27 protein-coding genes and 1 pseudogene are annotated in these 23629 nt (G+C 69.4%); 9 read left to right on the top strand and 19 right to left on the bottom strand.

The window, feature by feature from the left end:
• Positions 1-213: 213 nt before the first annotated feature.
• From IE275_RS43140 to IE275_RS43130, 3 genes are all read left to right on the top strand, one after another.
• The gene (locus tag IE275_RS43140) at positions 214-765 is read left to right on the top strand and encodes a hypothetical protein (protein ID WP_189718179.1); all 552 of its coding nucleotides are present in this window, start codon (positions 214-216) and stop codon (positions 763-765) included.
• A gap of 157 nt (positions 766-922) precedes the next feature.
• Complete coding sequence (locus IE275_RS43135) at positions 923-1225, top strand: hypothetical protein (protein WP_189718175.1); 303 nt, start codon at positions 923-925, stop codon at positions 1223-1225.
• A 628-nt stretch (positions 1226-1853) separates the two neighbouring features.
• Entirely contained in the window at positions 1854-2417 is a 564-nt protein-coding gene (locus IE275_RS43130) for a hypothetical protein (protein ID WP_189718174.1), read from the top strand.
• 389 nt (positions 2418-2806) lie between these two features.
• Here the strand turns inward: IE275_RS43130 and IE275_RS43125 are convergent, their stop codons facing one another.
• Positions 2807-3178 (bottom strand): winged helix-turn-helix transcriptional regulator, encoded by a 372-nt coding sequence (locus IE275_RS43125; RefSeq protein WP_189718173.1) that lies wholly within the window; start codon positions 3176-3178, stop codon positions 2807-2809.
• Positions 3179-3270: 92 nt separating this feature from the next.
• On the opposite strand from IE275_RS43125, the gene IE275_RS43120 reads away from it, so the two are divergent.
• The gene (locus IE275_RS43120; RefSeq protein WP_189718172.1) at positions 3271-4110 is read left to right on the top strand and encodes an SDR family oxidoreductase; all 840 of its coding nucleotides are present in this window, start codon (positions 3271-3273) and stop codon (positions 4108-4110) included.
• 102 nt (positions 4111-4212) lie between these two features.
• Here IE275_RS43120 and IE275_RS47160 read toward each other — a convergent pair whose 3' ends face one another.
• Positions 4213-4560 (bottom strand): ATP-binding protein, encoded by a 348-nt coding sequence (locus tag IE275_RS47160; protein ID WP_308435785.1) that lies wholly within the window; start codon positions 4558-4560, stop codon positions 4213-4215.
• Between the two features lie 642 nt (positions 4561-5202).
• Between IE275_RS47160 and IE275_RS43110 the strand changes: the two genes are divergently transcribed.
• The 3 genes from IE275_RS43110 to IE275_RS43100 all read left to right on the top strand — a co-directional run bounded on the left by IE275_RS43110 (position 5203) and on the right by IE275_RS43100 (position 6908).
• Positions 5203-5442 carry a hypothetical protein gene (locus IE275_RS43110; protein ID WP_189718171.1) on the top strand — a complete coding sequence of 80 codons (240 nt, stop codon included), beginning with the start codon at positions 5203-5205 and terminating at the stop codon, positions 5440-5442.
• On the top strand, positions 5426-5983 hold the full coding sequence (locus IE275_RS43105) for an RNA polymerase sigma factor (protein ID WP_189718170.1): 558 nt from the start codon (positions 5426-5428) through the stop codon (positions 5981-5983). The genes IE275_RS43110 and IE275_RS43105 overlap by 17 nt, the downstream gene beginning before the upstream one ends.
• 226 nt (positions 5984-6209) lie before the next feature.
• Positions 6210-6908 carry a response regulator gene (locus IE275_RS43100; RefSeq protein ID WP_189718178.1) on the top strand — a complete coding sequence of 233 codons (699 nt, stop codon included), beginning with the start codon at positions 6210-6212 and terminating at the stop codon, positions 6906-6908.
• A 108-nt stretch (positions 6909-7016) separates the two neighbouring features.
• Here the strand turns inward: IE275_RS43100 and IE275_RS43095 are convergent, their stop codons facing one another.
• Positions 7017-7634 carry a hypothetical protein gene (locus tag IE275_RS43095; protein ID WP_189718169.1) on the bottom strand — a complete coding sequence of 206 codons (618 nt, stop codon included), beginning with the start codon at positions 7632-7634 and terminating at the stop codon, positions 7017-7019.
• 1097 nt (positions 7635-8731) lie between these two features.
• On the opposite strand from IE275_RS43095, the gene IE275_RS43090 reads away from it, so the two are divergent.
• Together IE275_RS43090 and IE275_RS47415 are read left to right on the top strand one after the other, a co-directional pair.
• The gene (locus IE275_RS43090; protein WP_189718168.1) at positions 8732-8914 is read left to right on the top strand and encodes a hypothetical protein; all 183 of its coding nucleotides are present in this window, start codon (positions 8732-8734) and stop codon (positions 8912-8914) included.
• 11 nt (positions 8915-8925) lie between these two features.
• Positions 8926-10005, top strand: coding sequence for a helix-turn-helix domain-containing protein (locus IE275_RS47415; protein ID WP_189718167.1), 1080 nt, complete (start codon positions 8926-8928; stop codon positions 10003-10005).
• 1293 nt (positions 10006-11298) lie between these two features.
• Here the strand turns inward: IE275_RS47415 and IE275_RS46980 are convergent.
• The 16 genes and pseudogenes from IE275_RS46980 to IE275_RS43010 form a co-directional block, all read right to left on the bottom strand.
• Positions 11299-11430, bottom strand: a complete 132-nt coding sequence (locus IE275_RS46980; RefSeq protein WP_268255360.1) for a hypothetical protein — start codon at positions 11428-11430, stop codon at positions 11299-11301.
• A complete protein-coding gene (locus IE275_RS43075) occupies positions 11417-11773 on the bottom strand; it encodes a hypothetical protein (protein ID WP_189718166.1) in 357 nt (118 codons plus the stop codon). Before IE275_RS43075 ends, IE275_RS46980 begins: the two co-directional genes overlap by 14 nt.
• A 61-nt stretch (positions 11774-11834) precedes the next feature.
• Entirely contained in the window at positions 11835-12848 is a 1014-nt protein-coding gene (locus tag IE275_RS43070) for an NAD(P)H-dependent glycerol-3-phosphate dehydrogenase (protein WP_189718165.1), read from the bottom strand.
• Complete coding sequence (locus IE275_RS43065) at positions 12845-13225, bottom strand: hypothetical protein (RefSeq protein WP_189718164.1); 381 nt, start codon at positions 13223-13225, stop codon at positions 12845-12847. The genes IE275_RS43070 and IE275_RS43065 overlap by 4 nt, the downstream gene beginning before the upstream one ends.
• Before the next feature lie 46 nt (positions 13226-13271).
• Positions 13272-13352, bottom strand: a pseudogene (locus IE275_RS47410) (hypothetical protein); the annotation flags it as partial.
• A gap of 221 nt (positions 13353-13573) precedes the next feature.
• Positions 13574-14341, bottom strand: coding sequence for a phosphotransferase family protein (locus tag IE275_RS43060; RefSeq protein ID WP_189718163.1), 768 nt, complete (start codon positions 14339-14341; stop codon positions 13574-13576).
• A 5-nt stretch (positions 14342-14346) separates the two neighbouring features.
• Positions 14347-14826 (bottom strand): NUDIX domain-containing protein, encoded by a 480-nt coding sequence (locus tag IE275_RS43055; protein ID WP_189718162.1) that lies wholly within the window; start codon positions 14824-14826, stop codon positions 14347-14349.
• Positions 14827-14871: 45 nt separating this feature from the next.
• Positions 14872-16455, bottom strand: coding sequence for a glycosyltransferase family protein (locus IE275_RS43050; protein ID WP_189718161.1), 1584 nt, complete (start codon positions 16453-16455; stop codon positions 14872-14874).
• Positions 16452-17468 (bottom strand): glycosyltransferase family 4 protein, encoded by a 1017-nt coding sequence (locus IE275_RS43045; protein WP_189718160.1) that lies wholly within the window; start codon positions 17466-17468, stop codon positions 16452-16454. Before IE275_RS43045 ends, IE275_RS43050 begins: the two co-directional genes overlap by 4 nt.
• A 4-nt stretch (positions 17469-17472) precedes the next feature.
• On the bottom strand, positions 17473-18021 hold the full coding sequence (locus IE275_RS43040; protein ID WP_189718159.1) for a P-loop NTPase family protein: 549 nt from the start codon (positions 18019-18021) through the stop codon (positions 17473-17475).
• Positions 18018-19106, bottom strand: coding sequence for a phosphoenolpyruvate carboxykinase (ATP) (locus IE275_RS43035; protein ID WP_189718158.1), 1089 nt, complete (start codon positions 19104-19106; stop codon positions 18018-18020). The genes IE275_RS43040 and IE275_RS43035 overlap by 4 nt, the downstream gene beginning before the upstream one ends.
• Entirely contained in the window at positions 19103-20524 is a 1422-nt protein-coding gene (locus tag IE275_RS43030; protein WP_189718157.1) for a protoporphyrinogen/coproporphyrinogen oxidase, read from the bottom strand. Before IE275_RS43030 ends, IE275_RS43035 begins: the two co-directional genes overlap by 4 nt.
• A 943-nt stretch (positions 20525-21467) precedes the next feature.
• Entirely contained in the window at positions 21468-21812 is a 345-nt protein-coding gene (locus IE275_RS43025) for a hypothetical protein (protein WP_189718156.1), read from the bottom strand.
• 2 nt (positions 21813-21814) lie between these two features.
• Positions 21815-22462 (bottom strand): hypothetical protein, encoded by a 648-nt coding sequence (locus IE275_RS43020; RefSeq protein ID WP_189718155.1) that lies wholly within the window; start codon positions 22460-22462, stop codon positions 21815-21817.
• 77 nt (positions 22463-22539) lie between these two features.
• Entirely contained in the window at positions 22540-22728 is a 189-nt protein-coding gene (locus tag IE275_RS43015) for a hypothetical protein (protein WP_189718154.1), read from the bottom strand.
• Positions 22706-23206 carry an ATP-binding protein gene (locus IE275_RS43010; protein ID WP_189718153.1) on the bottom strand — a complete coding sequence of 167 codons (501 nt, stop codon included), beginning with the start codon at positions 23204-23206 and terminating at the stop codon, positions 22706-22708. Before IE275_RS43010 ends, IE275_RS43015 begins: the two co-directional genes overlap by 23 nt.
• Between the last annotated feature and the right edge of the window lie 423 nt (positions 23207-23629).

The raw sequence follows: 23629 nt of genomic DNA, 5'->3' as shown, positions 1-23629 counted from the left end.
AGGGGCAGGATGCTGACGCGCTGACCAGGGATCAGCGGACGCTTCTTCACGTTGGTCGTCCTTTGGTCGTTCCCGATGGCTCCGTACGGCCCAGCCGCGCCCTCCCCGCTGCCCGCCGCACTGGTTCCAGTCCCGGGCGAGGGCAGTTCGTTTGACACCGCGACGTGACCTGCATCACACGGAGAGTGCGAGATCCCCACGCCCGAAGGCGGCATGGGGATCCGTGAGCGGGTATGTGGACGCTGCGACCTCGACCTCACCGGCGTCACCATCGACGGCGACATGGACTTCAGCGGCGCGACGCTCTCCGGTGGCAGGGTGTCCCAGAAGAACCCGAGCAGCGCCAGGAGGGCGATGAGCACCGGGATGGCCCACCTGATGAGGCCGAGCACCGTCAGCATCAGGCTCACGTACCGGGCGATCTCCGCGACGCGCTCGCGCATGCTGCCCGCCGCGCGTGTCAGCCCCTCGAACACCGTGCACTTGCCCCCGCCCCGCCTGCTCGGCGATCTCCTCGACGGTGCCGCCCGCGAGCCGCTCCCGCACGTAACCGCGCTGCGGCTCGGGCCGCTCGGCGACGAGCTCATCGAGGAGCAGCTTCTCCTCCACGGCCGCCAGCAGGTCGCCTTCCGGGCGCTGTTCGTCGTCGGGGAGGATCTCCGCCAGCTCGGAGAACGGCAGCATCAGCGGGCGTTCCTTGTGGGACTCTGCGTGGGTGCAGGACTCAAACCGACGTGGTCGGCGGCCCGTCTGGAGCCGCGGTGACGCGACCATGCGCGTGGGCTGTTGGTCGTGTGGTGACCAGGAGGTGCATTGCCCGGCTTGTTCCCTACCGCTGGTGAATCCCGAAGCCCCCTGCTGTCCCGGGTGCGGGCGTCGCTATGCTGTCAGGCGTCGACGGTCCACCTGCCCGGAGTGCGGAATGGTGATCGATTCGGCCGGGAGGATCACCGAGCTGCACGGCGACGTTGAGGCTGTCCTTCGTGCTTACGAGGCCACCCGGCGGGGTGGCACCGACCCGGTTGCTCCGGCTGAGGACGAAGACGAACCGCAGAGCGTGACAAGGCAGGATGCCGATGCGCCAGCGGACCTGGAGCGGACCGATGACACACCACCCACCCCAAGTCGGCGAATCAAGATTGCTGTCGTTCAGGGCGCGACCCTGGTAGGCGCAGCAGCAGTGCTGGCTTTGGCTGAGAGAATTGTCGGACTGTTCTCCGGCTGACCACAGGCGACGTTCTGCACCGGCCATTCGCGGTCCGTCCTCGGCCGGTCTACTGGTGGGCTCGCGTATTCAACTGTCACCAGTTCTCCGGGGAACCCAACCCAACGGTGACCGTGTGTGATCACCAGCGGCGTATCGGCTCCACGTCCCCGCCGGTCTCCTTGAGGGGGCGGCTGGTGGTCTTGTTGTGGTAACAGAGAGCGTCCGCAACGACGGGGCGGGCAGGTCAAGGAGTTGTTATTGGATGGCGGCACTGCGGGCGGCGCCAACCGGAACGCCGATCTCGCCCAGGAGCGCGGACAGGTGGTCGAGGCGGGCTGGCCTGCCCTGCAGCCGGGGAAGAACCAGCGGGATGCCTGGTTGCCTACCTGATGCTCGCGTTCGGGGAACAGGAACACGGGGATAGGAACTGAGGTGTCGGTAAGGCCGATAGCGTCCAGAGAGGGCAATCAACTCGCGTAGCACTATCGACACCACCAGGGGGGACATGGCCGACAACTCAGAGCGGCGGGTTCGAGTGCGGCTCGCACGACAGCAGTCTGGGCCCGACCGAATCAGGGCTCGCCTGCGGGAAGAGGGATCGCTCAGGTGGTGGCGCCGCATTCCCTGGGTGCATGTGGGAACCACTATGGGCGTCGTTGTTGCTGCCGGTGGCCTTATTTTCACCGGTATCGCTACGTATTACAGCGCCAAAGTGGCCCAAGATCAGCTCGAACAGTCCCGAGAGGACAGCGGGCAGAGAGAGCGCGAACAAGCAGCCCGAGTCACCTACTGGATGGACGGCTCCTTCTGGGGCGGGACCGAGCGGATTCACGTCGTCAACCGGTCTCCCGACGCTGTGTCCTTCATCCAGATCACGCTGCGCGTAACGAAGGACAAGGAGACATGGGAGCCATACACCCTCGCCGAAAGGGGCTTGCACCCTTGCTCCGAGATCGTGTTCGATCCAGCCAAGTTGCAGCTCACGGAGTTGGGGGATGACGCGACGTCGCCGCTGACAGACGTGGGATGGGACATCGAGAGCCTCCACTTCATTGACCGAAAGGGACAGTTGTGGTCCCGTACCGAGAGAACCCTGACCAAGTCAGCGGGGAGAAGCGGTGTTGGTGACGCAGACGGCGACACGGGCGCGGTCACCCCGGACGGGCCACCGCAGATCAAGACAGTGGAACCCTGCGGCTCGGACGCGTGACAGCAGGCACCGAGGTCCTCTATCGTCGGCCGGGCGATCGAGCGGGCGTTCATCACCCTCATGTCACGTCGTGCGGCCCGGCAGCACCGCCGCACCAGGGGCAGTTTCTGCCACCCTCGCGGCAGCCGCCTGAAGATCCCTCCATTGCCGTTCGACTGCCCGTCCATCGACGCCCAACCGAACGGCAAGCGGCGCTTTACTGGTGGGCTCGCGTGTTGAGGTGTCGCGTATTCCTCGTTAAGTCGGTTCTGGTGTCACCGTGTGTGGCCGCCGGGGCGTATCGGCGGCGGTGACGCGCGGGGCGCAGCCCTGGCCACGCCGTACGGTCACCCCTTGGTCGAGCGCGGCCCGCTCGTTGGGCTCCGGTTTCGAGGCCGGCCACTACCGCGCTATCCCGGGCTGTGCGGCGACAGCCGCTGTGTGATCCGGTCGAACAAGTCCGTCAGCGGCTCGCTGACGTCCTGGCCGAACTCGGACAGTCCGTAGGTGACCTGGGGCGGCGTCGTCGGCTCCACCTCCCGCCGGATCAGGCCGTCCTGGACCAGCGCACGCAGGGTCTGAGCGAGCATCTTCTCGCTGATGCCCTGGATGCTGTTGCGCAGCTCGTAGAACCGAAGGTCGTTGCTCCGCAAGGAGATCAGCACCCAGATACCCCACCTGCTGGTCACGTGGTCGACCATGTCACGCGCGGGACAGTCGGTGTGAAGCACCTCATACCGACCGCCCACCTCGGCTTGCCTGGGCTGCGCGCCTTCTCTCATGCCAGGAGCTTACCTTTGGGTATGCTCTTACGAAAAGTAAGCCTGACTCCTAGCGTCGATCGCCGTAGTACACGACCGATCAGGAGCTGAACATGATTGTGGTGACCGGGGCTACCGGGAATGTGGGCCGACCTTTGACGCAAGCCTTAGCCGAGGCGGGCGAGCAGGTGACGGCAGTGTCGCGGCATGCGATGGCGATGCCGGACGGAGTCCGGCATGTGGCGGCCGACCTGGCCGAACCGACAAGCCTCACACCCGTGTTGGACGGGGCGAAGGCGCTGTTCCTCCTGCTGTCCGGCGACCTGCACGCCCCCGAAGCCAGGCCGGCCGACATCATCGGCCTGGCTGCGGCCAGTGGGGTCCGCCGAGTCGTCCTGCTGTCCTCGCAGGGCGTGGCGACCAGGCCGCTCGGCCCGTCGCGGGTCGCGATGCGCGCGGTGGAGGACGCGTTGCGGGAGTCCGGCCTGGCCTGGGCCGTCCTGCGACCGGGCGGCTTCGCCTCCAACGCCTTGGCCTGGGCGGAGTCCGTCCGCACGCAAGGGACGGTCGCCGCGCCCTTCGGCGACGTAGGGGTGCCGGTCATCGACCCGGCGGACATCGCCGAGGTCGCGGCGGCCTGCCTGCTGGACGACCGGCACACCGGCGGGGTGTACGAGCTGACCGGGCCAGAGGTGATCACGCCGCGTCAGCAGGCGGAGGCGATCGCCGCCGCGCTCGGCTCGCCCGTACGGTTCCACGAACTCACCCGCGACGAGGCCAAAGCCATGATGACCCGGTCCGTGCCGGTGGAACTCGCCGACGACACCCTCGACATCATCTCCGCCCCGAACCCGGCGGAACTGCGGATCAGTCCGGACGTGGAACGAGTCCTCGGCCGCGCCCCGCGCCCCTTCAACGGCTGGGTCGCCCGCAACATCGCCGTCTTCCGTTGAGGCACAACTCAACTGAAGAACACCTGGCAGCCTCGTGCGGCTGTGGCCGCACGGGGCGCCCACCTCCGTAGTCGGCCTTGGCGTACTGGTGGGCTCTCGTATTCAACTGTCACCAGTTCCCCTAGGCGTCCAGCCTGGTGGTGACCGCCAGTGGTCTCCAGAGGCGTATCGGCTCCAGGTGCCTCCAGCCTTGGAGGCCAGCTTGGCCGTGGTGACCCGGTGGTAGCTCAGAGCCTCCGCGATGATCGGGGCGGGCATCTCCAGCACGTGCTGCCGGATCGCGGCGGCGGCGACGACGTCGTCGGAGGAGGTCTCTCCCCAGCGCCCGAAGGGCAGGTCCCAGGTGACCATCACGAAGCCTTGTTCGTAGCGCGACGCGATGAGCTGGAAGAACAGGTTCGCGGTGTCCTGGTCGAACGGGATGTAGCCCACCTCGTCGATGATGATCAAAACTTGTAGCGGTGGATCTTCTTCAGCTCCGCTTCCAGTCGGCCCGCCTGGCGGGCCGAGGCGAGACGATCCAGTTGCTCGCGGTGTCGAACAGGACCGAGCAGCCGGCATGGGCGGCCTTGACGCCGAGCCGCCCGGATCCACACGATCCGGGCCCCTCTTGCTTCCCCGGCCCCCGACGGGCCGCGGATCTGCCTGCACCCACAGGGCGGAGGCAGATCCGCTTCGGTGCGCGTGGGCCGTCACCGATCGCTATCTTGCTCACCCGCTGGCCGCGACCGGACGCAGCCCGGCCGGCATCCGACCCTGGCCGGCCGGTGACACCCCGCAGGGCGCGCTGTGACGTGCGCACGGCTCGCGACTCACAGAGCCCCCATAGAGCGGAAGGCTCTTGAGGGCAGCCGGACGGCCTTCGCCGGCGGCCGTAGGCGAGACCGCCCTCTCCGCCACCACACATGGGCGGGGACGGTCAACCGGCCCGATGCGTTGCGCTGTGGCCCATGTCGCTGAGGCACCCCCGCCGCTCCGGACAGGAAAGGGCCCGCGTCGAAACGGAGTGCGGCACTGCGCGACCTAGACGATTTCTGGCTCTCAACGCTCCATCGGGTGTGCGCAGTTGTCATGCGGAGGGCAGTGATCGGGATGGGTGAGCAGGCGTGGCTGGTGGTCTTCACACTGCTGCCGGTGCTCGGCACGATAGGGGGTGCGGTCGCGTACCGGCTGCGCGAGCGTGCTCGCTGGACTGCGGTGACGGCTGTCCTCAAGCAAGGGCGTGACGGGACCCAGGTGCGGTTCAAGTCGGTTGACAGCCAGGGGAGGGCGACAACGGAGTGGGAGATCACCTTCCCCCGGGCCGGGAGCATCGATGAGCGCGGCAGCTGACGAGCCCCCGACTGAGCCGCAACCGGCTGAGGCCGCATGGGAGAAACAGGTCGAGGACCTCTACGAGGCCTTTCATCCTGTGGTGCTGCGCAAGGCCACACTGGCCGCATCAGGCTGCGCCGCGGACGGATGGGACGCCACCCAGCATGCGTTCATCAAGGCCTGGGAACACATGCACAGGCTCCAGCTCAACGAGATCGTCAACTGGAAGGGATGGCTGATCAAAACGGCCGTCCGCCACGTACTGTTCGCTCGCCGCCACCACACCCGCCACGTCTCCCTGGACGACAGCGAGCCCGCCGACGGCCGCATCCTCCTCGAAGACCATGTCGTGCTCAAAGAGACCTACCAGGGCATGATGGAGGCGGTTGGGCAGCTGAGCGAACGACAGAGGCAGGCACTCGTCCTCGTCCACATCGCCGGCTGTTCCACCGCTGAGGCCGCCGCCGACATGGGAGTCTCCGCGAGTACTGTACGCAACCTCATCCACCAGGCCCGGGCCCGACTTCTCACCGCGACCGGGGAGGCGAGCGATGACTGACGACGCCACCACGCCGCACGACGCACTCGACAGGGCCCTGCACGACACCGAAGCAGCCGTCGGACAGGCCCTGGAAGGCGTCTTCAACTCCCGTGCCGGACTGGAGCAGATCAAACAGCGTCTCCGCGACACGACTCCTCCCGATCACGACGTGACCTCCGCCGGCCCGCCCCCGCACGAGGAGCGGCCCGCGCAGACAGAAGCGGCCCCGAGCCGGACGGGCGACCTGCGCCGGCACCCCCGTTCCCAGCCGCATGGCCTCAACACCAAAGCCAAGATCCTCCTCGTCGATGACCGGCCGGAGAACCTGCTCGCCCTGGAGGCGATCCTGTCCGCGCTCGACCAGACGCTGGTACGCGCATCGTCAGGAGAAGAAGCCCTCAAAGCGCTGCTGGCGGACGACTTCGCGGTCATTCTGCTGGACGTGCAGATGCCGGGCATGGACGGATTCGAGACCGCTGCGCACATCAAGCGGCGCGAAGCAACGCGGGACATCCCGATCATCTTCCTCACCGCCATTAACCATGGCCCCCACAGCACGTTCCGCGGCTATGCGGCGGGCGCGGTCGACTACATCTCCAAGCCGTTCGACCCATGGGTGCTGCGCGCGAAGGTATCGGTCTTCGTCGAGCTGCACATGAAGAACGTCCAGCTCCAGGAGCAGGCGGCACTGCTGCGCCTTGAGCTGGAGGGCAGTCCCGGCGGGAGCCCGACCGGACTGCTGGCAGAGCTCTCCGCGCGCCTGGCGGCCGTCGAGGAGGCGGTCGAGGCAATCACCAGGGAGCTCGATGAGATGTCGGACGGCGTTCCAAGAAGCGTGACGGCAGATCACCTTGAGCGCAGGATCCGGCGGCTGCGGCAGGCGTTCGACGCCTTGGACCACCCCGATGCCAGCGATGCCACGGCCTTGCCGTCGCAGGGATGAGACTCGCGGTCACCGATCTCCTGGGGTGGCGCTCCGCGTACGGGCGCGGCCGCAGGTCGGGGAGGTCCGCCGCCGGATGGGAGGGGGCCGTCCGTTTGATGCCCGGGGTCAGGCCGGCTGGTCTTGTGCCTGGTTCTCGGTGGGCGGCGGGGTGCTGGGGGAGGTGTAGTAGACGGATGCGCCCTGCTTGCTGCGCTGGGCGTGGCTCTTGGCCACCAGTCCTTCGAGGGTGGTGCGCACGACGGTCGTCTTGATGGCACGCCGGGGATGCTGTTCTGCCAGTGCCTGGGTGATGTCGGCTGCGGAGAGCGGCTGCTTCTGGGCGGCCAGGTACTCGCGGACCAGAGAGACGAGCGAGGGCTGAGCCGGCTCCGCGGCGGAGCGGCGGGGCGTCTTCTGTCTGTCTGCCGGCTTGCCGGCTGCTGCGGGCTTCTTGGACTTCGCCGGCGTGGCCGTATCTGCCGCGGCTGCGGCCTTCCCACGGGCGGCCGGTGCCTTGGCTGCCGGTTCGGTCTCCGCTGCGGTGGGGGAGGGGGCGGCGCCGAGGGCCTGCTGGAGGTTCAGCAGCACGGTGCGGTCCTTCTCCAGAGCGTCCAACCGGCTCTGCAACACAGTGATCTCACCGGCGAGGCGTTCCCGCTCCTTGAGGTTGCGTTCCAGGTCACCGGCCACCTGCGCCGCATACTGGGAGGTCACCCCGTTTGTTTCGGTCGTGGTGTCAGACATGATCCTCACACTCCTTCAAGGCCCTCGCAGGTACGGGCCGACAACCCACGCCTGGCATCGGATGCGCACACGCTTCCCCCGGCCGCTGCGTCTGCCAGTCCACTACGGTCCTGCCGTGTCGTAGCAGTCCTGCGGATGAGGGCTGAGGTGTGCCTTCGCGGCGAGCCCTGGGAGCCGGTAAGCAGAGACTATGCCTTTCCTGCGGCGAGGGAAGCCGGCGGCCCTGATCCGGTGCGCGGAGCAACATGGCAGGCGAGCGGACTCACCGCCTTGAGCGCGACACTCTGACCCGCCACGTTCGGTCTTCGCGGCCATGCTCACCGAGCGTCGGTGCGCCGGCTGCCTGAATGGCTCGACGCCGTCCGGCAGGACGACCTGCCCGGCCTTCCCCTGCGATCGTGCCAGAGCAGCGGTGTGGGAAGACCAGCGCGGCCGGGGGAGGGGGCGCTGTGCAGCCTCCCGGAGGACGACGAAGGGATGCCGTCATCCTGTGGATGGTCTGTACCACCACGAAGAGCCGGCCCGCTGAGGCGGTGCCGGCTCTCGGGGGCAGTTTCACGGGCCAACGTGATCATGCCAATTCTCCCTGTCCAGCCTGTCGAGCCAGGAGCAGTCCCGGGGAGCGCGCCGCAGTGGCGCGCTGCGCATCGTTGCAGCTGGCCACCTGAGCGACAAGAAGGCGTGGGACAAGGTGAGATGTGCCTGCCTTCTGCGGGAGGGCGCACCGCCAGCGCCGTACGCCTGCGCAGGAAGAACGCCTGATCAGCAGTTGATGCATTCTGTCCCACCCGGAAAATGAGCTGCGCCCACTCGTTGTCGCTGTTATCAGATGCCGGTACAGACGCGCATGAATAGCGTTGATCGGCGTGGGACGGGCAGCCGGGGTGGCACGATTCTGTGCACTCAGAACAGGGCCAACTGCACTGAGCGTAACGCGTACTTGAGCCAGGAGCGGAACCGGCGCCTTGCAGCATGCGTCGCCGGACCTCCCGAACAGACGGAGCAATTCGATGTCTGAGCACCACCACGCATGTGTCACTCCGGCCAGTCCCACATTCGCGCCCAAGCGGTTGGGCGGCGGCGAAGCCGCTGTGATCGTGACCGTTCTCATCCTTGCGGGATCCCTGGCACTCACCGGCATGCCGGTGGACCAGATCGTGCAGATCCTGTCCTGGGCGGGGCTGATCGCGGTGGCCCTCATCACGGCAGCCGGCACCCGCCCGCTGCGCGGTCTCACCCGTGCGGTACGGGCTCTGCTGGATCCGAGCAGCCAACGCTGAGGGGCCATTGCGTGGCACGGCCGGAGAGGCCCCTCCTCGACAACAAAGGAGAACTGGCTGCGCTTGCCGACCACCTACGGCAAGGACGCCGCCGCAAAGGGCTGACCTACAAAGACCTCGCCAGCCGGGCAGGCGATTACAGTGCCACGACGCTTCAGCGCGCGGCGTCCGGCGATCGCCTGCCCCGCCGGGAAGTGGCCCGAGCGTATGCACATGCCTGCGGTCTCGACATCGATCACGTCGACCGACTGTGGGAGGCGGCCTACCGGCAAAATCGGCGGGCTGCGCAGGGCACGCCGCTCCCGGCGGGACTCCCCCCGCATCTGGTGCACAGCCTCGCAGATCTAGGCATCGCCTTGGTCGCTCTGCATGCGACACACGGCGGCCCCACCATTCGACTCATGCACAAGCGTGCGCGTCAGCACGCTGGTTGTGTCCCGCTGTCCACGTCCACGCTGCACCGCATCCTTCGTCGTATGGCGGTGCCGGCGTCCAAGGAGGGCCTCCACGCGTTTCTGATCGGGTGCGAGGTGCCCTTGCCCCAACGGCTCCTCTGGGAGCAGGCAGGGGCACGGGCACGGCGCAACCATCGAACGTCTGCAGCCCAGGCCCATCAGGCTGTAGCCGATCTCGAGGCGCAGTTCGCCCAGGGAGAGGCAACGCGGCTTACTCCAGAGCGAGCCGCTCACATGGTGCGGACGGCCGGCTTTCATCCGGCTGAGCCGTACCGCAGCTTCGCCGCGCCGTGGACCGTCCGCTGTCTGGCCTGCCAGGCAGTGCAACGTGTCCGGCTCTCTGAGGCTGCCCAGGGACAAAGCCGGTGCTCGGTCTGCCTCAGCAGTAGCTCAGGAACCGATTCAGGGCAGACAGAGCGCGCTCTGCTACGAGCAGCTCCAGGCATCTGCATAGGGCAGGACCTGTCAGGAACGGACACGGCTATCCGTATCACCGCAGAAATGATCAAGCGCGGGTCTCCCTGGGGGGAGATCGCTGCGGCCCTGCGCATCAGTGAGAGAGCTGCACAAGAGCGGTGGAGACGCTTTTGCAGGGCCGTTGGCAACAGCCAGCCCGACGACAGCGAGGGGCGATGAACGACGAAGACTTGACACTGACACCCTGGCCCGCGAGGTGGGCAGCGGCGTGCTGGTACGGGCCGGCATCCCGGCTCGGGCCAGGGGGCCAGTTGTCAGCGGCGTGTGCCGCTGCGCTCGGTGCTGCGTGCGGCAGACAGACCCACTTGACGCGTGCCCAGGAGCGCACCCGTGCCGTCCAGCCTCCTGGGGCGCGCTGTCGCGGGGGGGACCATGCGGGTGTGATGATCAGGGCCCAGTCTGCAATTGGACCACTCCCGCGTTGGCGGGGACCACAGCGCCTCGATCAGGGCGCGGCCCATCTCCTGCGGAACACCCCGCGTCGGCGGGGAGGGCTACACCTTCCCAAAACCGACCCCCTTCCCCATCGGAACACCCCCGCGTTGGCAGGGAGGACGATCCTTCAGGGCGCGTGACGGGACTCGAACCCGGAACACCCCCGCGCCGGCGGGGACCACGGGAGCGGATACCTCAGCCTGAACGGCGTTGCCGGAACACCCCCGCGTCGGCGGGGAGGACGTGGAGTCGAAGACGCACGTGATGTCCACCCACGGAACACCCTCGCGTTGGCGGGGAGGACGGTGTCGGATCCGTCGCGGCGAACGTGCCGGGCGGACCATTCCTGTGTGGGCGAGGAAGACACAAGGCCGTATCCGGCGACCGCATTGCGTTGTGGGGCACCCCCGCGTCGGTGGGGAGCACGGTCATGTGGGGCACGTCCAACGAAGACGTTGGTAGACCCCCGCGAACGCGGGGGTGAACCGTTCCTGCTTCGCCTGACGCCTCAGGAACGGGCGTGGTTCCCGCCGATGCGGGGGTGATCCAGCGCTGGTGACGGCGCGCTCGCGGATCCCGGCGTGGTCGCTGTCGACGTGGGGGTGAACCGCTCGGGCTGGCCCAGACCTCGTCGGTCTCGTCATGGCTGTGCCCCTCGATTTGGGACTCGAGGGGCACAGCCCGCAGGGGCGGAGAGAGGGGGGTTCCCGCCTACCCTCGGTGCTCCACCCAGGCCTGTGCTGCAGCATGCAACGTGTGCGTCCACTCGTCGGGTTGGTCAATACTTGCGTTGGACGCCCACAGCCGTTGTTGAGCGCGGGCGAACGAGTCGATCGCGGTGCCGGCTAGCACCGCCAGCAGGGCGAGGCGGGGCGCGAGGCCGCAGGCCAGGGCCAGGGCGGCGCCCGTACGGATGATCAGCGCGGGCCGGTAGAGGGCGATCAGGAGGCGGGCCCGGGCGGGGCCGAGGTGCTGTTCGGCGAGGTGGGCGCTGAGCGAGCCGGGGGTGAGGCGGTCTCAGCCGCCTTGGCCGAAGGCGAGGGCGAACCGTGCGGTGAGTACGGTGGCGAAGATGATCCGGAACCACTGGAGGCGGCCGGGGTCGGTGGGGTGCTGGAAGCCGGAGGCGACGGCGTCAAAGAACCACACGGCTGCACCTGACTTCCACGGTGCGCTCGCCGCGGGCGGACAGGACCCGGCCGTGTCCGTCGATCCGTTCGTAGCGGCCGCTGCGGACGAGATGGTCGAGGATCGTCTGGAGCTGGGGCGGGCCGAGGATGAAGCTCCCGGGGGAGAGGTGGTCGTAGACGTTCACGGGCTCGGTGCGGCCGTCCTTGGTCGTGCCGGTGAGCGTCACGATGGTGAAGGTGGCCCGGCAGAACATCTTCCAGCGCAGCCAGCGGCCGGGCAGGGAGGTGAAGCCGGTGATCATCCACGCCACCAGGCCGAGAGTGACGGCGATCTGGACAGCGGGCAGCACGGGTGCGTGCATGGACAGGAACCTCCGGGTGGAGGGTAACGGTGTGGGGCGGCCCGCGCGGGCGGGCCGGGGGTCAGCGCTCGGGCTTGGGGGGCCGCTGCATCAGCGCGGCGGCGGCCTCGTCGAGGGTGACCTTCTCGTGCAGCAGGGCGGAGATCACCTCGGTGATCGGCATTTCGACGCCGTGGGTATGAGCGAGGGCGAGGATCGCCTGCGCGGACTTGACGCCTTCGGTGGTCTGCCGGGTGGCGGCCGTCGCTTCCTCGACGCTCAGTCCCCTGCCGAGGTGGGTGCCGAAGGTGCGGTTGCGGGAGAGCGGTGAGGAGCAGGTGGCCACCAGGTCGCCCAGGCCGGACAGGCCGGCGAGGGTGGCGGGATGGGCGCCCATGGCGACGGCCAGCCGGGTGGTCTCCGCCAGTCCGCGGGTGATGAGCAGGGCCGTCGCGTTGTCGCCCAGGCCCATGCCCGAGGCGATGCCCACCGCGAGGGCGATGACGTTCTTCACCGCGCCGCCCAGCTCGCAGCCGGTCACGTCGGTGGACGTGTAGGGGCGGAAGTAGCCGGTGTGGCACGCTTTTTGGAAGCGGTGGGCGGCGTCCTCGTCGGTGCAGGCGATGGTGGCGGCGGCGGGCTGGCCGTCCATGATCTCGCGTGCCAGGTTCGGGCCGGACAGCACCGCGACACGGCCGGCGCTCACGCCCGTCACCTCGGTGATGATCTGACTGGCCCGCAGGTGGCTGTGCTGCTCGATGCCCTTCATCAGCGACACGATCACCGTGGCGGGTCCGATGTGCGGTGCCCACGCGGCGAGGTTGGTTCGCAGACTCTGCGCGGGGATGGACAGCACCAGGAAGTCCGCGCCCGCGAGTGCGGCGGCCGGATCGGTCGTCGCCGTCAGGGCGGCGGGCAGTTCGACGTCCGGGAAGTAGCCGGGGTTGCGGTGCACCGTGTTGATGGAGTCGGCGATCTCATCCCGGCGGGCGTGCACGATGACGCTGGTGCCGGCGTCGGCCATGATCTTGGCCACGGCGGTGCCCCAGGACCCGGCCGACAGTACCGCAGCACGGGCGGAACGGTGCGGGGTCACTGTGGGGTCCTCTCGTCAGAGTGGCGGCTGAGCCCGGGCATGCTATCGGCCGTGCCGGGCGTGGCCGGCTGCTTCGTGTCGTGCCGCAGGGTCAGCAGGACCGCGCGGCGGCCCGGCAGCGTGGGCAGTACCTGGTGTGCCTCGCGCAGCATGTTCCGCGCTTGGACCTCGCCCAGCTCGCTCAGCAGTTCGTCGGCGTGGGCGATCCACAGGCGGTAGAGCCGTCTCCACATGGCGGGCTCGGCGGGCCGCTCGTCCACGTGCTCGACCGTGAACCCCGTGGTGCGGGCCTGTTCCAGCCAGGCGGGGGCAGTGCCCAGCCGCGAGGCCCGTGTCATCACCAGGCGTCCGCCCGGTGCGAGGACGCCCGAGCTCACGCAGCGCCGCATTGCGGTCGGTGGCGCCGCCGAGAGCGTCCACGCACACGATGCCATCGGCGCAGCCGTCGGGCAGGCCGGTGTCCTCCAGGCCGGCGACGTGGAAGGCGGTGCGTTCGGCGGACAGGCCGAAGAGGGGGCTGCGGTTGGCGGCCCGGGCAACGGCGACTGGGGAAAGGTCGAAACCTTGGGGAGGCCTTCCTCAGCCCGAGACTCGCATTCGTCCTCGGCGACATCTGCGACCGCGCCTTGGTGGACACCCTTATGGCCGGCCACGACGCCGTAGTGGTCCCCGCCGGATGCGGGGGAAGGTGCGTGTGGTTGGGGGTGCCTGGTGGGTGCTTGCTGTCAGGAGAGGTGTCTGCGGGCGCGTTGCCGTACGGCGGGGTCGGTGCTGAGGGCGGCGTCGGCGAGGTGGTGGATGCGCCAGTACAGGTGGATACGGCGTGTGGATTCTGCGGTCGGCTGGTGGGTGAGGTGGAGGATGCTGGTGGGGTGGGGGAGGTCGAGGCGGACGGCGAGGCGGGCGAGGTCGGACAGCGGGTCGCCGAAGGCGGCGAGTTCCCAGTCCAGCAGCAGCAAAGTGCCGTGGTGCGGGCGGACGAGGTGGCCCGGCTGGAGGTCGTGGTGCAGCAGACGGGGCTTGATGTCGACTGCCACGGTGTCGAGTTCGTGGCGGAGTGCTGCCGCAAGGTGGGTGAGGTCGGGGGCGGCGGTGCTGTAGGTGTCGAGCCGGTGGTGGAGGTAGTGGCGCCAGGTGCGGTGGTGCCGGGCTCCGGCGAGCCTTCCGGCGTGGGCGCCGGGGATGTGGTGGACGACGTTCAAAGGGGTGGCGAGTTCGTGGAGGATCTGGTCGGCGGGGACGGGTTCGGCGTGGACCGCGCTCTGTGCGGTCCACGGCGGCTGTGCTGCCGTGTCGGCGCCCAGGAGCCTGGGAGCCGGGGCGCGGTGCTGGGCGAGGAGGGTGAGGGCGGCGGCCTCGTTGGCGGCGCGGGCCGGGTCGCCGTAGTGCTTGAGCACGTACGGTGCTGGGCCGTCGATGTGCCAGACGCGGTTGGCCTGTCCGGTGGTGATTTCCCGGGCACCGTGGGGGACCCGGCCGTCTGTGACCGCCACGGTGTTCAGTCGACGTCGCCGAGGTAGCCGGGTGAGGGCTGTCCGGTGGCGAGGGCTGCGATCGGCTGCCGCAGGGCGTGGGGCAGGAGGTTCAGGCCGGGCACCTTCTCCAGTTCCACCCATTCCAGGCCGGTTTGCGCGTCGTCGTGGGCGTGTCCGCCGAGACGGGTGGGGTCGCTTTCGGGGATGCAGTGGAAGATCGCTTCGATGCGGTGGGTGCCGGCTTCGGTGTCGGCGTGTTCGTGGTGGGCGCCGATGTACTCGCGCAGCCACAGCATCTTCTCGACGGTGATGGTCAGGCCGGTCTCCTCGTGGACTTCGCGGCGGGCGGTTTCGTCGAGCGGTTCGCCGGGGTGCTGGCCGCCGCCGGGCAGGAAGTAGCAGTCCTGGCCTTCCCAGTCGGCCCGCTGCAGCAGGACGTGGCCGTCGTGGACGACGACGGCCTTGGCACAGGTGCGGATGGTCGGGGTGACGGGATCGGCCACGGTGGACTCCCACTTCTTCGGTTCCGGTCGGCGGATGACGAATGGTCAGCGTTCAGTCTTGCCGAAGCTGCGATGTCGTCCGGTGGCCTTCGCCCCGATCAGCCGCCAGGGGCCAACCAGTCGTATGAACGGCTGGAGCGGGCTTGCCGCGATCAGAGCGGCCGGGTGGTGGGGCTCGGTCCGGGGCAGGGGGCCAAGGCACGGCGGTGGGGCGACAGCGGAATGCAGAACGGATGCCCAGGCAAGCAGGCGGGTGGTGATGACCGGACCGTGCAGCAGCACCCCGGCTGCTGCGACGGCGGTCCAAGCCGGACCGGCCCACCAGGCGGAGACGACGGCGGCGCCGATCAGTGGGGCGCCGATCAGCCAGACGGCCTCGTCCGCCCATTCCCTGGCCACCAGCACGGCCTTGGCCGGGCAGGAGATGGCGGCGGGCAGGTGGGCGACGGCTGCCGCGTGGCGGTCGGGGCGGGCGGAGGCGGTGAAGGCGAGCGCGTGCAGGTTCGTCAGCCCTGACGGTTCGGTGTAGGGCTCGTCCAGGACGGCGACGGTGGAGGCGGTGAGATCGGCGCCGAGCAGGGAGAGCCGGTGCCCGGTGCCAAGGTCTTCCATCGGCTCGGGAAACCCGGCGAGCGCGCGGACGGCGGGAAGGTGGACGGCCATGCCGCAGCCCACGGCGTACACCATCGGCCGCAACCACATGCGTACGGCTTCGGGCAGCCGGGAGGTGGCCAGAAAGCGGTGCAGGCGGATGCGGGCGAGTTCGATGCCCAGCGAGCGCCGCAGTTGGTACACCCATTCCCCGGCCAGCAGCAGCCCGACCGGGCCGGTGGGGAAGGGGCGGCGGGCCAGCAGCGGCAGCCGCTGCTGCTGGATCAATGCGGGGGTTGTGCCAGTGTGCGCTCGGTGGGTGGTGGCTGCGGCGGCGAACGCCTGGAGGGTGCGGCGGTCAGGGACCGCATCGGCGTCGTAGACGACCGCGTACGTGTCGTGCCCGTGCTCGTCCTCGCTCCAGCCCAGCGGACCGAGGATTGTGGGGAAGTGGTCGAGGGCAAAGTTGAGCTGTCCTGCTTTGCGTCCGCCGACGTCGGGCTGGTGCAGATGCACCGGCGGCAGCCGCCCGAGTCTTTGGGCGGCGATTGCCGAGACGACCTCGGCGGTGGTCGGCTCGGCGTTGAACAGCTCGGTCAGTACCCAGAGCCGGTCCGCGGGCGGTGCGGTGTTGACCGTATCGGCGACTTCGTCGCAGCGGGCGGCCGGGAACAGGCCCCGCAGCTGTCCGGCCGCAAGCGGGGATTCTGTCACGAGATCGGCGAGCCGGCTCCGGTGGCGGGTGCGGGCGGAGGTTTCCCGCTCAGTGGTGATGACCACGACGGCGGCCCGCCCGCACGGGTAGTCCAGCGCGGTGAACGCGGCCATCGTCTGCTGTGCAATGGCCTGCTCGCGCAGCATCGGCAGCAGTACCACCATCCACGGCGCCTGAGCCGGCTCGGCAGGCACGCGGTGACCAGAGGTCCATAACCATCGCGCGCACACCTCCACCGCGGCCAGGGCCCACACAGCGCGGGCCAGCAACAGAGTCAGCAGCACAGGCACCGCCGTGTGCAGCCATGCCTCGGCGGCCTTCACCGCTGCTCCAGCAGCTGGTAGACGTCCCGCATCCGGTCGGCGATCAGGGGCCAGGCGAACAGCTCGGCGCGTTCGCGGGCGAGTGCCCGCCGTATCGCGTGTGCGGCGGTGCCGGTCTCGGCGAGGATCTTCTCGACCGCATCGGCCGATGCGCCGGCGTCGCCGGGCGGGGTGAGCTGGGCTGCCTGGCTGGGGCCCGTGTAGTGGCGGATCCCGCCGATGTCGGTGGCGACCACCGGGGTGCCGCAGGCCAGAGCCTCCAGCAGCGCGTTGTTGGCGGTGGCGTCCTCAAGCGGCAGCAGCATCACGGCGGCTCGCCGGTACAGGCCGATGAGGGTCTGTTCGCTGACGCCTTCCAGAACGCGGGCGGCGGGGTGCCAGGGCCGGGTGCGGGCCTTTCGGGTGACGACGAGGAGCTCGATGGCGTCGCCGTAGCGGCGGTGAAGTTGCGCGTGCACCGTGTCCAGGACCGTCCAGTCCCGCAGCCACCAGCCGACCGTCAGCACCAGTGGCCGGTCGGTGGCGGGCTGGCCTGCGGGGGTGAAGGTGGTGGTGTCGATGCCGTGCGGCACCAGATGGATGCGTTCGGCGGGCATCAGGCCGGTGAAGAACGCCTGCTGGTGGGGGGCGAGGACGATGATGCGGGCGGCGGTCGGCGCCAGCTTCCGCCATGTGCCGGGCGGCAGAAGCTGCTTGAGGCGGGCGGGCGGCTGGTGGTAGGTCACGACGGTCGGGCCTGGCCGGCGGCGGGAGAACCAGTATTGCTCCTCCCCGTAGAGCACGTGGGCCGCCTCGCGCGAGGTCAACAGGCGCAGGTCGGTGGCGAAGTGCTCGGCCGGGTAGAACGGCAGCGGGCAGTGCCGGGCGAGCGTGGGGTGAGCCCGTCGGACGACCCGTGCAGTGAGCGGGCTGACGGGTCCGGGGAGGGGGCGGACTTCGGGAAGATGGTCCAAGAGGCGGTCGTAGCCGCCGTGGGGGGTGTGCCAGGGAACGCGGACGACCGAGGCGAGCACGGCGTCATGCCTCCTTGGGGGCGAGAAGACCGAGGGACCGCAGGTGGGGTGTGATGGTGGCGGGATGGTCGAGGTGGACCACGGGCAGACCGTCGGCTCGCTGGGGGTGGAGGCGGCGTGCCCAGTGGCGGCGGTGCTGGTGGTGGCGGGCCGGGCCCCACCACAGGATCGAGTCGCGGGCGAGCAAGTGAGAGAAGGTCTCCCGGTTTCCGGCGAACAGCTCCTGCCGGGCTCCGGCCCGTTGTATGGAGCGGCGGATCAGCCGGGGCAGGCAGATTCGCAGGGGCAGGTCGAGCCAGATGGCGACTTCGGCGCGGGCCAGCAGGGTGCTGGCCTCGCCGCTGTAGTTGCCGTCCGCTATCCAGGCGTCCGCGGCCAGGGCGTCGCGGAGGCGGGTGTGGAAGAGGTCGGCGGGGACAGGGGTCCAGGCCGGTCCCCAGAACAGCTCGTCCAGGTCGAGGTGAGGTAGGCCGGTGTGGGCGGCGATGGCGGCGGCGAGGGTGGACTTGCCGGAGGCTACCGGCCCGACCAGCGTGATGCGCTGGGGTGTCATGTGAGCCTCCGGGCGATGGCTTCGGCGATCCGCTCCAGCAGATGCGGGGTGTGCACCCCGGCCGTCACCGTCATCACCGGCCCCCGGGCGACCATGGCGTCCATGAGGCCGGCGGCCTGGCGAGCCAGTTCTGCCGGGGGACGGGTGCGGTCGGCGAACCACGGGCGGAGCCAGTCCTCATCGTTGGGGGTGCAGCACACTGCCGCGAGGGCGTCGCGGGCGGCGGCCGAACGAGGGAAGGCGATGCTCACCTCTCGTTCGTCGTCATGGAGTTGGGGAAGGACGATGAGCCTCAGCGGGGCGGTCTCCTGAACGCGAGAGGCGAAGGCGTGGGCGAAGGCGTGCGGGGTGCACGCGGCCTTGCGGACGGTGCCGAAGTCGGCCGGCAGGACGCTGTGGGGCGGCAGGCCGCTTCTCGGCGTGAGCCCGGACAGGGTGCCTGCGGCGATCCGGACCGTGATCGGCACCCCGACCAGACGCGCGGCCGTCTCGGTGACCAGTACACGGTCGGATCCGATGAGATCGGCGCGACGGTGGGCGGCCAGCGCGGTCAACACGGTTGTCTTGCCCGCCCCCGATGACCCGGCGATCAGCACCCCGCGGTCGTCGACCGCGGCGGCTGCGGCGTGAAAAACAGCCCAGCCGCGGTGCTCGGCGCAGCGCAGGACAACCTCGCGGATCACCCGCAGGGCATACCGCTCGCCGCGACCGGTCCCTGGATGCAGCACGACGTGCAGCCGGCCCGTCGCATCTTTGGCATACAGGTGATCTTTGGGCAGGTGGGAGCCGGTCTCGGGCCGCCACCAGGACACCCGGCCGGTCCGGGAGAACCGGTACGGCTCGCCGCGGAACGGCACCACCCGCACCGACCGCGCACCCGCCAAGCGGGCCATGCGGTCACGGAACAGGTCTTCCCTGTGGTGGACGCGAATGTGCGTGAGCTCCCCGCACAGCGGGGCTGGGGCCGTCTCGGGGGCAAAGTTGATCAGGTGGGCGTCCTGGTCGAGGCGGAAAGCGGCATCGGTACCGATGAGGAAGCGGTGACCGGCAAAGGGAAGCGCCGCGTTGCTGCTGCGGTCGTTCATGCCCGGCACCCGTTGACCGCGACGGATGCCGGCGGGAGAAGTCCCTCGACAGTGCCGTTCACCAGACGGCGGGCGATGTCGAGGCCCATCTTCACCGCGTGATCCATGTTGCCGATCTCGTACCGCCAAGTCCCGAACCGGCCCCGCGGGTAGATCCTGCGGGCCTCCAGCCACGGCACCACCTCGGCCAGGGCCGCGTCTCGGTCCACGGTGGGCACCGGGTATGCGTACTCGATCAGCTCCAGGTGAGCGCTGGCCAGCGGTGCGTGCTCGGGCACCAGGCCCTGGCGCCGCACGGACTGGTCGCAGGTGCTGATCAAACGACGGAAGTCCAGGCGGGTCCGCGGGAGCATGGACGTCTCGGTCATCCACGCACTGAACGTGTTCGTGTCGGCGCCGGGAACGTTGGCAGGCGCGTACTTGCTGAAGTTCGTCGCCCGGTAGAACGGCACGTCCGCTTGCGGGAAGTACAGCCAGGACCGCTCGTCGATGGTGGGCGCCCGGTAGCCGAGGCCGACCATAGCCACCGTGGTGTGCCGCAGCCGCGCGGCCGCTGCCTGAACGCTGCCGGGGACGCCCGCTGTCATGGCGGCGATCCGGTTCAGCGGGCCGGTGGCCACCAGATGGTCGAAGCCCACGCGTTCACCGTCGGCGAGCGTCACGGTCCGGGCCACCGGGTCCACCATGACGACCCGGGCACCGGTTCGCAGACGGCCGTCGTCGAGACGGGCGGCCAGTCGCCGCCAGATCTCTCCAGTGCCACCGCGGGCGGGGAAGACGAAGGTGGAGTTGGGGCCCCAGCGGCGTGCGGGCGGGGCAGCGCCTGAGAACGCCGCCATGATCTCATCGGGGCTGACCGGGGCGAGGCGTTCGGCCACCCAGGAAGAGGCCATCTGCTCAGGAGACATGGCCCATACCTTGGAGTTGTACGGGCCGAAGAACCGCTCCACCAGGCCCGATCCGTACATCCCGTGCAGCCAGGTGGAGAAGTCTGCGTCGACGGGCAGCCCCTGTTCGCGCCGCTGGCAGGCAACGAGGAGATCGTGCAGGCATGCCTCGGCGTCTTCGGCGGGAAGGTGGTGGAGGTGCTGCTGGAAGGGGTAAGGCACCCACCGGTCGCGGAAGCGGACGTAGGAGGAGCGGTCGTGATGCAGCAACTCGCTGGGGGCGAACAGCGTGGCCAGCAGTCGGTCGAACTCGCCGAAGTGGGAGAAGACCACGTGCCCGCCCAGGTCCCAGGTGAATCCGACCGGGTCCACCACCGAGGCGGCGAGGCCACCGGCCGCCGGGGCGGCCTCCAGCAGCGTCCAGTTGCGATGGCCGAGCCGCGTCAGTTCGTCCGCGCAGGCCAGGCCACACGGCCCGGCTCCCAAAATGACAATCTTGTCGGAACGTAACGGGTGCAGGGTGCGGGGCATGAAAACCCTCCCTTGGAGAGGACGGCAAGGACGCGACTCGGCCGCCAGGCAGGCGTCGAGGAGTTCAAGGACGTCGGGCGCAGCTCAGGAGCACGGGGACAGCGGAGACACGCTGCCGCGAGCCGGAGCGGGCTCGCGGGACGCGCCAGCAGGCGGGGAGTGCCCTCACACCCGCTGCCGCTGGTGGGATCAGGGCGCCCGCTGCGGACGGCACCGGGACCGGCAGATGCACGTAGCCGTGGGCGAGGAACGAACCGCCGGCCCCGCAGGACTCGTGTCGAGGGACGCTGATGATTCTCGACGCGAGCATGGAGAGCCGGCTCTCGACCTGCGAGGGATCGATCTGGGGAAAATTTCCCGGGGTCGTTGCTCTGGTCGAGTAGCCGGGTGACAAAGTCGGGCCAGACGGCGTTCCCGGGGTTCCTTGATGTCGGGCCAGGTGGTGGGTGCCCGGCGCGGGGGCGGCTGCAGCGTTTCTCGTAGGGGGGAGGAGAGTGCTGCAGTCGGCGTCCCCGCGCCGGGCTGGTGTCCCACGCCCGGTGGTGGGGAGTGCCAGGCGTGGGACGTCTGCTGTGACCTGCCTGGACCTTGCCGTCCTCTTCGTGCAGGCCGAGGAGATCCACATCGATCCGCCCCGGCACCGAAGCTGGCGGCGTCTCAGTAATGTCGATCAGCTCAGTGGTGCGCCCCTCATAGGCGAGCGCCTTGGACGCATGCTCGCCCCGAGGCGATTGAACCCGGCCGTTCGGGGAGTCACTTGCGCAGAGGACACCGATTCGTAAAGCGTCGATGTCCGGCACCGTCAGAGCGGGCACGCGATTCTCCTTCGACCGCGAGATGACTTGGTGGTGATTCCGGCGCGGTGGCTGCTTCCTGGCAGTTGCGGGCCGCCGCGCATCGCACGCGGGATGCGCACGGCGGGTCTGTGGGGCTGAGCGCTTCGTCAGCTACCCAGCAGCTCATACAGGGACAGGAGCGAGCGAGACAGGACCGCCAGCTCCAGCAGGCCATCCGCGTCCCGCGCCTCGACGTAGCCGACAGTCAGTACTCCGCCCACACGGCGGACGACGTGCAGTGCGGTCTCTCGTGTCTCGCCGCTCATTTCAGGGATTCGGGCCAGGACATCCTCAAGGACCAGCCGGTCCTGCCCCCGCAGAACTCCCGCCAGATGCGCGCGCTGCTCCTCACCCAGGACTGGGGGACCTACCCGTTGCTCGCCCAGCACCGTCTTGCACGTGCGGCGTATCAGGTTGGCGTTCACACCGGCAGGCGCCAGCGCGCCGGCCACGGTCACCGGCGTACCACTTCTCGTGGCGCCGGGGCATGGGTGCCCAGCTGGGACATGTCGACGATCGTGACGTCGAGGAGAGTCGCGGCCACTTGGCCGCCGAGCATCCACAACAGCCGCGGGTCGCCGGCGAACAGCACCGTCTCGCCCCCGGCCGGGGCGGGGTGCGGGGCCGGCGTGTACAGCTGGCCGTACACGCCATCGACCAAGACCCGGCCGACGCGTACCGAGACAAAGCTGCCCCGGTTCGGATCGCACTGAATGGCCGACACAGGCTGGCACGCCTCACACACCGGCGGGTGCGTCGTCACCTCCCGTTCTGGCCACCCGGGCTCGCTGCGGTGATCCTCCAACAGCCACGGCCAGCCGAGCCCGTCTCGCTGCACGGGGCGCCGGCACACCTGGCACAGCAGGCTGTGCATGCATTCCCGCTGCCGCGGCAGGTGGACGGCGCCGTAGTCGGGCTCTCCCACTCCGAGCGCGTTCCCCCACGGCTTCCACGACACCCCGGCTGCGTCACAAAGCTGGCCCTCCACGACGAGCCCGCCGGCAGTGGCCCGGAGCTGCGGCAGGTCGACCCGCTCGCTGCTCCACGCGGAGACGTACGGGACCGGGCGGCCCTTGTAGGTGACGAGTGTTGGTGCGTCCATGTCTCTCTCACAGTGACGGGATGAAGTGGAGGCGCCGGCCGTGCGCGACGGGGGAAGCGCTCACGGCCGGCGCCCGTCTATGCGGCGCCCGGACCGACCGGCAGGTCAGGCTCACCCAGCGGGGTGTCGGGCACGGCCGCGGAAGTCTGTTCCTGGCCGGAGTCGTGGATCAGGACGCCGACCAGGGCCAGGGCGATGAGATGGCCGGCCAGCCATAGGGTGCCCATGAGAGCGGCAAGCGGGTCACGGGGCCGGGTGAAGCTCATGCTCCCCCTCCCAGGTCACAGGAACCCGTGCGCTGACGGTCTTGCCCACGACCTGGCCGTCGTTGTCGTGCTTCTGCGCCCACGACAGGCCGGCCCGGTTGGCCATCACCCACCACAGGCCCCGGCCAGCGGGAGGGCTGGCCGCCACCGTGTCGAATGCAGGGAAGCCGGGTTCGGCGTCGTCCACTTCCACGAGGAGCTCGTCCGACCTCGGGAGCACTGTCAGGCGCAGGCCGATGCGGCCGTCGCCGAACGGCTTGCCGTACCTGACGGCGTTGTCCACGAGCCGGTCCGTGATCTGTGCCGCCACGTCGATCGGCCCTCTCCAGCGGGCGGCCGTCAGCCGGGGGCGGACCCGTAGCCGGGCGTTGCGGCCGGCCGCGCTGTCCGCCAGCAGTGTGGTGGTCCACTGGTAGCGAGGCGTCGTCTCCGCCTCTTCCAGCGGCACCAGGCACACGGTGGCGCTGACGGGGTGCATGCCGACGCGCTGGTCGGCGGTTGCTCTGGGCGGCGGCCACGTTAAGACTTCCGCGGTGGCCGCCTTCGCGGATGCGGGGCTCTGCATAGGGGGATTCACTGGTGACTCCCTGGTTTCTGTGCTTGGTTGTGCACTCTCTGCGAAGTTGAGGATCAGGGTTCACCGGCGCTGCGTGGCTTCACCATGGCTTGCAACGTGGCTTCTCCAGCACCTTCAGGTGACAAAGGTGGCCTCCGGGTAGCTTTGAACTGGCTTCTGCACCGGACGGGTTGCCCTGGCGAACGGCGGCGGTATCCCCTTTCGGGAGAAGGGATCGGTCCGTACAGCCGTCAGAGCACGGCGCCGCAGACTGGGGGCGGGATGAGAGCTGAGCCGAAGACACTGCTGGCATGGCTGTGTGATCGGGACAGGCTCCCTTACAGC

Origin of the sequence: Streptomyces phaeofaciens, from assembly GCF_014648915.1 — a bacterium.
Classification (GTDB): Bacteria; Actinomycetota; Actinomycetes; order Streptomycetales; family Streptomycetaceae; genus Streptomyces; species Streptomyces phaeofaciens.
Note: the sequence above shows the minus strand (reverse complement) of the source record. Positions and strands in the feature narration are given on the sequence as shown.

Bases quoted from the DNA above. Each gene is read 5' to 3' on its own strand.
- IE275_RS43075 (WP_189718166.1), bottom strand. From the start codon at position 11,773: ATGCACGCACCCGTGCTGCCCGCTGTCCAGATCGCCGTCACTCTCGGC.
- IE275_RS43105 (WP_189718170.1), top strand. From the start codon at position 5,426: ATGAGCGCGGCAGCTGACGAGCCCCCGACTGAGCCGCAACCGGCTGAG.
- IE275_RS43130 (WP_189718174.1), top strand. From the start codon at position 1,854: ATGGGCGTCGTTGTTGCTGCCGGTGGCCTTATTTTCACCGGTATCGCT.
- IE275_RS43030 (WP_189718157.1), bottom strand. From the start codon at position 20,524: ATGCCCCGCACCCTGCACCCGTTACGTTCCGACAAGATTGTCATTTTG.
- IE275_RS43010 (WP_189718153.1), bottom strand. From the start codon at position 23,206: ATGCACCCCGTCAGCGCCACCGTGTGCCTGGTGCCGCTGGAAGAGGCG.
- IE275_RS43140 (WP_189718179.1), top strand. From the start codon at position 214: ATGGGGATCCGTGAGCGGGTATGTGGACGCTGCGACCTCGACCTCACC.
- IE275_RS43015 (WP_189718154.1), bottom strand. From the start codon at position 22,728: ATGAGCTTCACCCGGCCCCGTGACCCGCTTGCCGCTCTCATGGGCACC.
- IE275_RS43095 (WP_189718169.1), bottom strand. From the start codon at position 7,634: ATGTCTGACACCACGACCGAAACAAACGGGGTGACCTCCCAGTATGCG.
- IE275_RS43125 (WP_189718173.1), bottom strand. From the start codon at position 3,178: ATGAGAGAAGGCGCGCAGCCCAGGCAAGCCGAGGTGGGCGGTCGGTAT.
- IE275_RS43035 (WP_189718158.1), bottom strand. From the start codon at position 19,106: ATGAACGACCGCAGCAGCAACGCGGCGCTTCCCTTTGCCGGTCACCGC.
- IE275_RS43110 (WP_189718171.1), top strand. From the start codon at position 5,203: ATGGGTGAGCAGGCGTGGCTGGTGGTCTTCACACTGCTGCCGGTGCTC.
- IE275_RS43020 (WP_189718155.1), bottom strand. From the start codon at position 22,462: ATGGACGCACCAACACTCGTCACCTACAAGGGCCGCCCGGTCCCGTAC.
- IE275_RS43120 (WP_189718172.1), top strand. From the start codon at position 3,271: ATGATTGTGGTGACCGGGGCTACCGGGAATGTGGGCCGACCTTTGACG.
- IE275_RS43135 (WP_189718175.1), top strand. From the start codon at position 923: ATGGTGATCGATTCGGCCGGGAGGATCACCGAGCTGCACGGCGACGTT.
- IE275_RS43040 (WP_189718159.1), bottom strand. From the start codon at position 18,021: ATGACACCCCAGCGCATCACGCTGGTCGGGCCGGTAGCCTCCGGCAAG.